This window comes from Dethiosulfovibrio salsuginis, from assembly GCF_900177735.1.
Taxonomy (GTDB): Bacteria; Synergistota; Synergistia; order Synergistales; family Dethiosulfovibrionaceae; genus Dethiosulfovibrio; species Dethiosulfovibrio salsuginis.
The window spans coordinates 43,822-54,988 of the sequence record NZ_FXBB01000004.1 but is presented as its reverse complement, the minus strand read 5'-3'; the positions used below and the strand labels follow the sequence as shown (position 1 = coordinate 54,988).

The 11,167-nt window shown below is 54.2% G+C and carries 11 protein-coding genes; 5 read left to right on the top strand and 6 right to left on the bottom strand.

The genetic code is table 11. The features are described 5' to 3' along the window. Positions 1 to 78: 78 nt before the first annotated feature. On the top strand, positions 79 to 381 hold the full coding sequence (locus tag B9Y55_RS02910; protein WP_085543862.1) for a hypothetical protein: 303 nt from the start codon (positions 79 to 81) through the stop codon (positions 379 to 381). Between the two features lie 4 nt (positions 382 to 385). Here B9Y55_RS02910 and dapF read toward each other — a convergent pair whose 3' ends face one another. From dapF to B9Y55_RS02890, 4 genes are all read right to left on the bottom strand, one after another. Continuing rightward, positions 386 to 1,198 (bottom strand): diaminopimelate epimerase, encoded by an 813-nt coding sequence (dapF, locus tag B9Y55_RS02905; RefSeq protein WP_085543861.1) that lies wholly within the window; start codon positions 1,196 to 1,198, stop codon positions 386 to 388. Positions 1,199 to 1,256: 58 nt separating this feature from the next. Then, positions 1,257 to 2,936 (bottom strand): Na+/H+ antiporter NhaC family protein, encoded by a 1,680-nt coding sequence (locus B9Y55_RS02900; protein ID WP_085543860.1) that lies wholly within the window; start codon positions 2,934 to 2,936, stop codon positions 1,257 to 1,259. Positions 2,937 to 3,213: 277 nt separating this feature from the next. Continuing rightward, entirely contained in the window at positions 3,214 to 4,491 is a 1,278-nt protein-coding gene (gene lysA / locus B9Y55_RS02895) for a diaminopimelate decarboxylase (RefSeq protein WP_085543859.1), read from the bottom strand. A 180-nt stretch (positions 4,492 to 4,671) separates the two neighbouring features. Beyond that, positions 4,672 to 4,881, bottom strand: coding sequence for a hypothetical protein (locus tag B9Y55_RS02890; RefSeq protein WP_085543858.1), 210 nt, complete (start codon positions 4,879 to 4,881; stop codon positions 4,672 to 4,674). A gap of 433 nt (positions 4,882 to 5,314) precedes the next feature. Between B9Y55_RS02890 and B9Y55_RS02885 the strand changes: the two genes are divergently transcribed. The 3 genes from B9Y55_RS02885 (at position 5,315) to B9Y55_RS02875 (ending at position 7,730) form a co-directional block, all read left to right on the top strand. Then, complete coding sequence (locus B9Y55_RS02885; RefSeq protein WP_085543857.1) at positions 5,315 to 5,524, top strand: type II toxin-antitoxin system RelB/DinJ family antitoxin; 210 nt, start codon at positions 5,315 to 5,317, stop codon at positions 5,522 to 5,524. Between the two features lie 146 nt (positions 5,525 to 5,670). After that, positions 5,671 to 6,999: an AAA family ATPase gene (locus tag B9Y55_RS02880; RefSeq protein WP_159448211.1), complete on the top strand. Its 1,329-nt coding sequence runs from the start codon at positions 5,671 to 5,673 to the stop codon at positions 6,997 to 6,999. A 5-nt stretch (positions 7,000 to 7,004) separates the two neighbouring features. Next, positions 7,005 to 7,730: an HNH endonuclease gene (locus B9Y55_RS02875; RefSeq protein WP_085543855.1), complete on the top strand. Its 726-nt coding sequence runs from the start codon at positions 7,005 to 7,007 to the stop codon at positions 7,728 to 7,730. A 51-nt stretch (positions 7,731 to 7,781) separates the two neighbouring features. On the opposite strand, the gene B9Y55_RS02870 is transcribed toward B9Y55_RS02875, so the two are convergent. Together B9Y55_RS02870 and arcA are read right to left on the bottom strand one after the other, a co-directional pair. After that, positions 7,782 to 9,326 (bottom strand): M20/M25/M40 family metallo-hydrolase, encoded by a 1,545-nt coding sequence (locus B9Y55_RS02870; RefSeq protein WP_159448210.1) that lies wholly within the window; start codon positions 9,324 to 9,326, stop codon positions 7,782 to 7,784. A 74-nt stretch (positions 9,327 to 9,400) separates the two neighbouring features. Continuing rightward, positions 9,401 to 10,630, bottom strand: coding sequence for an arginine deiminase (gene arcA, locus B9Y55_RS02865; RefSeq protein WP_085543853.1), 1,230 nt, complete (start codon positions 10,628 to 10,630; stop codon positions 9,401 to 9,403). A 250-nt stretch (positions 10,631 to 10,880) separates the two neighbouring features. Between arcA and B9Y55_RS02860 the strand changes: the two genes are divergently transcribed. Continuing rightward, positions 10,881 to 11,144 (top strand): hypothetical protein, encoded by a 264-nt coding sequence (locus B9Y55_RS02860; protein WP_085543852.1) that lies wholly within the window; start codon positions 10,881 to 10,883, stop codon positions 11,142 to 11,144. Positions 11,145 to 11,167: the final 23 nt, after the last annotated feature.

The window sequence follows — 11,167 nt, the reverse complement described above, 5'->3', positions numbered from 1 at the left end:
AGTCTGAGTATAGCACGGAGAAACAAAATCGTTGACCGGACAAACTGGGTGTTATAGTATGGGAAAGAGGGTGAGGTGATGTACGTGGCGGACGACGAGAGCAAGAAGAAAGACCTTGAGGAAGAAAAACCTAAAGAGGAACCTAAGGTATTTGAAGAGGTAGCAGGGGCCACCCGCTACTCCCCTGTCCATTTCCATACGGACCTACAGGAGGCGGAGGAAAACGAGCTTGTCAGAGAGGCGGAGGAGAAGCTATTTCTCCACAACATCGAGGTCGCCGACAAGTTTCATCAACTCTCATTGGACATAAGCCTGGACGATCTCTTCGGGCCAGAGTCCGAAGAATCGGAAGAGACAGAGGAAAAAGACGAAGAGGCCTAGTTTTCTAGGCCTCTTTTTCTATACTGCCTTTTGTCACAACCAGAGCAAGCCCCCCCAAAAGGGCCTCAAACCCACCGCCACAACGGGACAAAGACACCTGGTTCACCCCTCCGGGGTTGGACACCTGAACCTCAAGAGGATATCCCAGCCTGACCACCGCCGAAATAGCCGACGCCACCGAGCCGGTGCCGCAGGAATCGGTCAGATCCTCCACCCCTCTCTCGTAGGTAACAACCTTCAAAGCCCCCTCACCGGAGGGACAGGAGAAGTTCACGTTGGTTCCACCGGGGAAAAGGTCGGTCCTGTTACGGAGATCTCGGCCCCAACGGACAAGATCCTCCCTAGAGTGCTCTCCTTCGCCGGGATAGACCACCAGATGGGGCACCCCGACGGTCGAAAAATCCCCTTCCAGCTCTCCACCCCAGCCGGTCAGATCAATAGGGACCACCTGAGGAACCGAGGGAACAATCCCCATATGAAGCTCGACGAAAGAGCCTTTCACCGAGGCCCTCATAGGCCCCGCCAAGGTCTGAAATGTCATATTCTCACCGGCAACACCGGTCTCGAAGGCATACCGAGCGATACACCGGGCGCCGTTGCCGCACATCTCCCCCTCCGAACCGTCGGAGTTGAAGATCCTCATTTTGAAGTCGTAGCCGTCGCAATCCTCCACCACCAAAATACCGTCCGCCCCTATGGACCTCCTGCGGCGGCAGACCCGCCTTGCAAGGTCCGACAGGTCCGAATCGGACAGGCCGGAGCGGTTGGTGATCACCACAAAATCGTTTCCGTTGCCGTTCATCTTCCAAAAATCCATCTAAAAAAACTCCTTTCTAAAAAAGGCCCGGAGCCATGCAGCCCCGAGCCCAAGTATATCAGTCCGCCGCTCCGGTAGAAACCTCGCCGACAGGAGCCTCGTCGAGCCTGTAGTCTTCCACAGGGCTGGAGAGGATCTGGAAGAGTATCAAAGTAACCGCCGACGCAATGGCCAGACATACCCAGGGGCCAAACCCTAAGGCTATCCCTACGTAGCCCGCACCGGACCCTACCGCCGCAAGCATGGCGTAGGGAGCCTGAGTTGTCACGTGGTCTATATGGTCCGATCCGCTGAACATAGAGGACATTATAGTGGTGTCGGATATAGGGCTACAGTGGTCTCCCCAGACCGCCCCGGCGAACACCGCCCCGATTGTTGGGATCATATGGGTCATCGGATCAAGGCCGGAATTGGCGGTCACAGTCGCCACCAGAGGAACCACTATGGGCATGAGGATACCCATCGTCCCGTAGGACGTTCCGGTGCAGAAGGACACCACCGCCCCGACGAAGAAGGTGAGAAGGGGGATCCATCCCGGGCTGAGAAGATCGCCGGCGACGGACACTATATACCCCGCGGTCCCGACCGACTTGATGGCCGACCCTATTCCCCAGGCGAATATCAGGATCAGAGAGCCGACGAAAATTGCCTGGGCGCCCTTCATAAAGCCCCGAAACATCCTGCCGAGAGGGGCCAAGCCCTGAACTGCGTAGAGGATTATGGTCATAAAGGTCCCGCCGAAAGCACCGTAGACCAGAGCCTTGGAGCTGCTTCCCTCGCCTATAGCCTGGGCAAGGCCCACGTTAGGCCAGCCTCCGGTCACAGCCAGCATGGTGAAGATCGTCCCTATCAAAAATATCAGAGGAAGGACGAAGTTTATAACCCTCCTGGGGGTCTCGTCCAGAGGGAGAAGATCTTTATCCTCTCCCGAGTTGCTAAGAGGCTGAGCGCCCTCCCGAAGGAGCTGACCGGTCTTCCTGGCCCGCCTCTCCGCCGTAAGCATTGGCCCGAAATCCCTGCTTGAGAGCACCACGTAGGTAAGGAGGACCAAGGCCACTATATTATAGATGACAAAAGGTATGGACTTGATGTAGGTCACGTAGGGAGAGGCGGTTATGCCAAGCTCGTTGAACTGCATACCTATCTGACCCACCATGTAGGCCACCCAGGAGGAAATCCCGGCGATACAGGCGATAGGGGCGGCGGTGCTGTCCACTATGTAGGAAAGCTTCTCCTTTGAGATACGATAGCGGTCCGAAACCGGGGCCATGGTGGTTCCAACGACGGCGGTGTTCACGTAGTCCTCGAAGAAAATGACGAAACCAGCCAGCTGGGTGAAGAACATGGCCCGGCGACTGCTGGATATCTTGCCGGTCAGCCACCTGACGGCGGCGTCAACTCCCCCTCCTACCTGCATAACCCCCACCATACCGCCCATGGTGAGACAGGTAAGGACGATCCTCGCACCCCAGGGATCTCCAAGGCCGTTCCACAGCGACTCGACGGCCCCGCCGAAGCCTATAACCGGATTCCAGCCAGCCAGCATAGTTCCGGCCACCCAGGAACCCACGAAAAGGGAGGGTATGACCTCCTTGGTCAGGACGCAGAGTCCTATGGCTATCACAGGGGGAAGGAGGGACAGAATCCCAAAATCAGGAGCAGCTCCGTCGTAGGCGAAAGCCGCCCCCGCCATGGTAAGAACGAGCCCGAAAGGGGCCCAGAGTAAAAACCTTCTCATATCAGCGAAACCTCCAATATAAATTTAAGTGTATCTCTAGAAACTCATGTTAGAGTCCCCTCGGAGAGATCGTTCCGCCTACGCCCTGTCTCGCCCAATCGTATAGTCGACCTGCCTGTTCCGTACGAACCGCCTCGGAGGGCACGTCCTGTGCCCCCTCGGCTTGGGGCGACGTCCTGTCGCCCCATCCGTACTACACGACGGCATGTCGACTATACGGGCTCAAATGGGCTACGTCGGGACGATCTCTCCGAGGATCAGCGTGTTTAGAGAGTCCCTAAACAAGATCTTCGGGGATGACCTCTCCCTGCACCAGATCGTCGAATGACTGACGCTGGACTATGCACCGGGCCTGACCGTCTTTTATGAGGACCACCGCCGGACGCCTCAGCCGGTTGTAGCCGCTTGCCATGGAGAAATTGTAGGCCCCTGTGTCCATAACGGCGATAATATCGTTCCTTTTAGGCTTAGGAAGGGACACGTCCTTTATCAGTATATCCCCTGACTCGCAACACCGCCCCGCTACGGTCACCACCGAATCGGCCTCCTCGTCCATCCTGTTCGCCAGCTCACAACGGTAGACCGCCCCGTAGAGAGAGGGCCTAGGGTTATCCGCCATGCCGCCGTCGACGCTGACGTAGGTCCTGATCCCGGGAATCTCCTTCACCGTCCCCACCGAATAGAGGGTTACACCGGCGGGCCCCACTATCCATCGCCCTGGCTCTATCACCAGCCTGGGAAGGGCAAGGGACCGAGCCTCACAGACACCTTTCGCCCTCTCCAATATGCCGCCTAGGTAAGCCTCCACGTCGACCTCGGGGCCCTGACCGTGGGATATGCCGATCCCACCGCCTACGTTCAGCTCTCGAACCTCGAACCCAACCTCGTCCCTCAAGGTGACCATCAGGTCCCCTAGGACCTCCAGGGCCTCGAGATACGCCCGGTTCTCCATGAGCTGGGATCCCACGTGGAAGTGAAAGCCCAAAAGGTCCAGCCCAGAGTCGGCCATGGCCGCCGAGACGCACCGCCTCAGCCCCTGGCCCAGAAGGGGCATACCGAACTTACAGTCGGTGTGGGCTGTCTGGATATAGCGATGGGTATCGCCGCTCACCCCAGGGGCCAGCCGAAACAGCACCGACGCCACCTTGCCTCTGGACCGGGCCATCTCACCTAGAAGGACCATCTCGTCCTCGCTGTCAACAACGTAACGGCCAACCCCGCAGTCCAGGGCCATTGCGAGGTCCTCCTCGGTCTTGTTGTTGCCGTGGAAATAGATCCTCTCGGCGGGGAAGCCCGCCTTAAGCGCGGTGTGCAGCTCCCCCGGGGAGACCACGTCGAGGCCGAGGCCCTCGGACTGGACCATCCGACACATAGCCATGGTCAAAAAAGCCTTACCGGCGTAGAGAACCTGGGTGTTATCGTTACCTTTGGCCATACAGTCCTTTAGCCGCCTCATGCGAGACCGTATCTCGTTCTCCGACATAACGTAAAGAGGGGTCCCAAACCTGCTCGCCAGCTCCACCACATCGCAACCGTTCCAAACCATGTTACTCATAAACACACCACCTCTGCAAAACGGTGACCAACTAAAGGTCGTCAGAATAAAAAAACAGAGACCGCCCCGGTCAGGGACGAGCCTCTGTTGTAGGCACGCGGTACCACCCTGCTTGGACCCTACGCCAAGGGGAGGCCCCCAGATACAAAAAACGACCCGCCCCTATGTAGGGACGGGTCGTTATATACCCGCGGTACCACCCTGCTTGGACGTAAAACGTCCCGCTCCAACCCTCTGACGGAGGTCAACCGGGAGACCTACTCCAGCCCAAAGGCCTTTCGGTTCCAGCTCGCCGGGCCTTATCCCAAAAGACAGCGTCCAAAGCCCCTTCCAGCCGACGGAGGCTTCTCTCTGGTCGTACGCGTTCAGTCCTATGGGCTTCCGGTTCATCGCCTTTAGCCATATGCAACTTGAGGGACATTATACATCGGACTTAGGATCTGTCAAGGGAGAGTTTTGCAATCTACCGATTGTGGTCGATGTACAAAGCCACAGGGAATCTCTAAAAGCTCACCTTCGAGTCCCCTTGAAGAGACCATCCCGCCTACGCCCTGGCCCAATCGTATACTCGACCTGCCTGTTCTGTACGAACCGCCTCGGAGGATCAGAGTTTCCAGAGGTGCTACTGCTACACAGTAAATGGGAGGAGACCAAGCCGAAGCCTGACCTCCTCCCTAGTAATAAAGATGCCTTCGGGGCATCGATATAAACTATCCTCGTCTAAATTATACCACTCATGGGAGCAAAGAACACTCCAGTGCCACGCATTGTGTTTACGGTGCAGAAGACCTATTATAGGGCTATATCACGAGGAGGCGATTTCATGGCTGGGAAGACCACAAACATAACTATCCGTATGGATTCGGAGATAAAAGCTCAGGCGGAGATCCTCTTCGGGGAACTGGGAATGAACCTGACTACGGCGCTCAACATCTTCGTTCGCCAGTCGCTCCGTGAGGGGAGAATCCCCTTTGAGATCTGCCTAAACCGTACAAGCCGGGGAACAGCCGCCCCGAAGCTAGCGGAGGAATAGTGTTTATCCATTTACCAAAAGGAGGAGCACAGGAACAGCTGATCAGCTGGGCAACACCTCCTTATATTCATTGTTTTTATCAAATGTTGGTCTTATGATATACGCATAGCTTAGAATATGACCTTATGGTCGAGGAGGCGGTTAAAATGCTGTCAAACTTAACCCTAAATAACTTCAGACGCTACAAAAAGGGTAGCTTCTGCTTTCATCCTAAAATGACCGTCCTCGTAGGGGAAAACGGCAAGGGAAAGACGACTATTCTGGATGCTATAGCCATAATGCTAGGAACATATTTTCAAGGATCAAGAATAAAAACCGGCCAAAGCACCGTCAAAAAAAGCGATGCCCATCTATTACCGATAGAGACAGACGGACAACTAAACCTTGAACCCCAAGAAGACGTTTTCATAAAAGCCGAGGCCACTATCAGGGGCAAAAGGGTCAATTGGATAAGAGAATTAGGCGATAGAGGTGGAAAGGCCAAAAACATAGTCTCCATAGGGGTTCAGGACCGAAAAAAAACCGTAAAAGGCGAACCGGTGGACCTACCTCTCTACCTGTACTACGGCTCAGGACGCCTATGGGATATACACAGAAATATAAAAACGGAAAAACCTGGCTCTCGCTTAGATGCTTATAGGTTCTGTCTCGACCCTAAATCGGATCAGAAGGCTTTTGAAGAATGGTTCAAAAAACGGACATTGGTAGCACTCCAGAAAAAAACCCCTTCCAGCGGAATGAAAGCGGTTAAAGAAGCTGCACTGAAGTGTATCCCAAATGCCACAGATTTTTACCACGACATAGAAATGGACGAGCTAATCATAGTAACAGACGAGGGACCTATGCCCTTTGGCCTTCTATCGGACGGATATCGCAATATGGTTGCTATGGTCGCAGACATAGCTCATCGTGCATCAAGATTAAACCCTCACATGGAAGAAGGGGTAACTGCGAGGATAGAGGGAATCGTGTTGATCGACGAAATAGACCTGCACCTACATCCCAAATGGCAAAGAAGGGTCGTATCGGACCTTCAAGAAGCTTTCCCGAAACTGCAGTTCATAGCCACGACACATTCACCGTTTATAATACAGTCCCTCGAACCTGGACAGGTCATAGACCTCGACGACACGGAAAACATAGAAGAAAAGTCCTGCTATGGCTGGAACGAAGCCGCTCCAGGCACAAAGGCCCCCTACTCCAACAGATCTATAGAGGACATAGTCGAGGATATAATGGGAATCGATATTCCTCAAAGAAGCGAGCGACACCAGAAAATGTACGATGCCGCCCAAAAATACTATAAAATACTGCGACAGGCGAAGAACACCGATGAAGCCCATAAAAAGGAGCTCAAGGAGGAACTCGACCGGTTAGCAGCCCCCTTTAGCGAAAATATAGCCTATTACGCCTTTCTAGAGGCCGAACGGATAGCAGCGGGAATAACCTCACCAGACGAAGAAAAAGGGGAGTAGTCACAATGCGACCGGTTGTAAGAGGAAAACGTCCTCAAAGCTCAAAAGGCTTTATTGAGTTTAAAACATATGGGGATGCAAAAATATACTTAATAGGAAGATTAGGTGAGTACTGTTCATATTGCGAGGTAGAGCTAGAATCCTGCCTAGCGGTAGAACACGTCTTACCGAAAAAAACAGCTGTAATATCAGCAGATGAAATGAAAAGACGGGAGCTGGACTGGAACAATTTTTTGCTTGCCTGCTCCAACTGTAATTCGACAAAATCGAACCAGGAAACACCACGGGACGACTGCCTATGGCCCGACCGAGATAACACCTTTAGAGCAATTGAATACTCGGAAGGCGGCTTAGTCTCGCCAAACAAAAAAATGCCTCCAGATATAATCGAAAAGGCGAAAAGGTTAATTCATCTAGTGGGACTCGACAAAATACCGACGGCAAACAACGGAAAGTCTACAGATCTCCGATGGCTACACAGAAAAGATATTTGGGACATAGCAACAGAGAAAAGAGAACAACTTAAAGAAATAGACCAAAAAAGCATTGACATATTTAAAAAATTTTTGATTGACATAGCAAAGAAAAGCGGATATTGGAGCATTTGGATGACCGTATTCCGAGACGACGAAGACATCTGTAGACAATTGACGGAGGCCTTTCCGGGCACGTGCAACGACTGTTTTAGCGATCATATGGAACCTATACAACGTAAAAATGGTCTATGCTGATTTTGAAGACCTATCCAAAGAGCCTGCCCTTAGGGCAGGCTCTTCGGTGTTTTATCTTGCAAGGTCGGTCAGAAGCCGTTCCACCAGGTCGGGCAGGACGGAGAAGGCAAAGGTCGGCTCGAGCCTCTCTGTGGCCTTGTGTACGTCCTTGCCGAAGGGGCCGAGGTTGCAGACCGGGGCATCCACCGACTCCATTGCCTCCAGTGGAACCGAGTAGAGATCGCCCCATCCCGCCATGTTCTCCGTCAAGGTGGAGACCGAATTCAAATCCCCGGCGGAACCCAGATAGCTCAGGTCGGAGATACCCTCGAAGATATCCTCCCTTACCGGATCGTACCCCCGATCGGACACCAGGGAGAAAACCCCCTTAAGCGCCCTGTCCAGTGCCTCGTCCCTCATGGAAAAGCCGGGCCTCTTAGGGGGATACCAGGGAGGCAAAAAGCCCACCACTGCCAGAGGTCCCTCGAGGCCGCTACGGTCCAGCATATCCAGCACCCACCGAGCCGCCCGATCGACCGGCGAACCCTCCCCCTCCCCAAGGGGAACGTCCCCTGCTATATCACGAAGCTCGGACAGAGTAAGGACCCTGCCTCTGGAAAAGGGCAGACTCTCCCCCAGCTTCCTTGCGGACCAGGAGGTCATATCCATCGCCCGAGCCAGCCCCTCGGTGGCGGACTTCTTCAAAATATCCAGCAGATCCTCGGAGGAACGGGACCAGTAAAGCAGGTTATAACGGGCCATCACCTTATCGAAAAGGGTCACAGAATAGCCGTCCCTCAGGGCGTCAAAACCCAGACAGGCAGCGGGAGGAAGGGCCCTGCCCTTTATCGAATCGGACGACTGGGGAGAGCCCTCCAGGTGGGCGTTTATCTGACCGGCGATCTGAACCGCGCTGACCCCCTTGAAAAACTCCCCGACGTGAGATCCGACACCTACGGACAGGACGAACCCCATAACCTTACCGATAGACCCCCTGTGCACGGGCCACTGGGCCCCTTTGGCCCCCACGGTGGGCTCGCCGTTGACCCAACAGGCCGGGGATATGCCCCTCTCCCTGAAGAACTCAGCCACCTCGGGCAAGGCCCCTCTCATGCCCAAAGAGAGATTCTCCTCGTCGGGAACCGCCAAAAAGGCCACGTTACAGGGAGCCCCCACCGAATCCCATCTCTCCATGAGGGCCAAAAACACCGCCAGACCGCACTTCATGTCGGCGGCCCCTCGGCCGAACAGCCAGCCCGCCTCCAGATCGGACCGAACCGACTCGGGCAAATCCCTGCCAGCCAGAGCCAAACCTAATGCCCCAGGATCGAAAGCCAGAGGGGCCAGATCCCTGTAGACCGCCGGCGAGACCACGTCGAAATGGCCCGTAAGCCCCACAGTCACAGAGGACGACGGACAGGCCATATAGGCGAAAACCGCCTTCTTGCCCCCACATTCCACCAACCTCAGGGCCGAACCATCTCGGGAGAAACACCGAAACCTCCCCAACAGGGAAAATATAAACTCCGCCGCCGCATCCTCCTGGTCCGAACCGGAAACGCTCTTTATGGCGCAAAGATCCAACAACAACTCCCTAGCTCGATCTGCTACGTCCATCAGGAAAACCTCCTTCGGAAATCCTTCCATCTGAACGAATTATACTAAAAAAACGCAGACCATCAAAACAAAAACTAAAGTTCGTCCCTCACCAAAGGCATGCTCATACAACGAGGGCCCCCACGGCCCCTGGACAGCTCCGAGCTGGGCATAGTGTGGGTCACTATTCCGTACTCCTGCAACAGCCGATTGGTGGAGTGGTTTCTGGAATAGACCACCACCTCGCCGGGGGCTATGGCCAGGGTATTGGACCCGTCGTTCCACTGCTCCCTGGGGGCGTCTATGGGATCTCCTCCGGCACAGCGGATCAAGGTCACGTCGTCCAGGCCCAAGGTGGACTTAAGGATCTCCTCCAGGGTGGCGGTCATCTCCTCTATCTCCAGCCCCTTAGCACCTCTGGTGATGGAGAAAACCTGCAACGGCCCCTCTATCTCCGGGTGGATGGTGAACTTATCCCGATCCACCATGGTGAACACAGTGTCCAAGTGCATAAAGGCCCTCTTTTTGGGGATGTTGAAGGCTAAAACCGTCTTAAAACTTTCGTCCTCCCGGAGTATCCTGTTTGCGAAAGTCTCCACCGACGCCGCGTCGGTCCTCTGGGACACCCCAATGGCGAGAACCTCGGGGCTCAGGATAAGCTCGTCCCCTCCCTCCAGAGAGGTCTTTTCGTCCCGGTCGAACCAGAAGGGAATGGCACAGTCCTTGAACCTGGGGTGATACTCGAAGATATACTTGGCGAACAGAGTCTCGCGGTTTCTGGTTTCCGTCCTCATGTGGTTTAAGGTTATTCCGGTGCCTATGGTCGCGAAGGGATCTCTGGTAAAGTAGAGATTAGGCAGAGGATCGACGGCGAAAAGGTTATGGCTGTCCAACCTGTCAGCAAGGGAAAGGGGATGGTCCCCTTTACCTTTAAGCTCCGACCGACGGACGCCGGACATCATCCAGTCCACCATAGAGCGGGGATCCAGGCTCAAAAAGAAATCCCTCAGGTTATCCCTGGTTCCCTTGCCCGGTATTCCAGCCTCGGACAGAAACTCGTCGACGAAGTTCTTTTTAATCTCGTCGTCCACGATAGCCTCGGCTATGAGGTTTTCAAGGTAAAGCACCTCGACGCCCTTATCGGTGAGGATCTTGGCGAAGGCGTCGTGTTCCTGTCTAGCCACCTCCAGATAGGGTATATCGTCGAAAAGCAGCCGGGACATAAGGTCGGGGGTGAGGTTCTCAATCTCTCTACCAGGTCTGTGGAGCAACACCGAACGGAGTCGGCCTATCTCGGAAGTTACCTTCAGCGGTGACTGTCTCATCAAAAAACCTCCTAGCCTAGTTTTATATAGAAAGTCTACCTTATAAACTCGGCATGTCAATAGGTTTATTGACACAAAAGACCGCAAAATATAAGGCCAGCAAAAAACCCTTGTCAATACCGAAACAACCTCTGATCTCAGATACAAAATATCTGAATCCGTGAACCGAGATAAACTAAACTGGGCAACTACAGTTCAGCCACAAAGCAGACGATGAAATAAAAAAGACCTGTAAAGAGGAGGGGTAGAGATGAGCGACTTCGGAAAAGTAGCGCCGGTGGGATCGGTGGCTCCGGTAAAGATGAGAAAGGTTGAGAGACGGGAAAAAGACGGAAGAGAGGGAAACAGGGACTGGCAGGAGGAACTGGAACAGCAGATGCAAAAAGGGCACGAAGATGAGCCCCAGGAGCAGGAAAAAGACGAACAGGAACCGGAGGAAAAGGAAGACAAAAAAGTCGCTCCCCCTCCCAGCAGACCGATAGTCATCCACGGTCACCTGGACGTAAAAGCGTGATAGAATAATCGATAGCTAACACA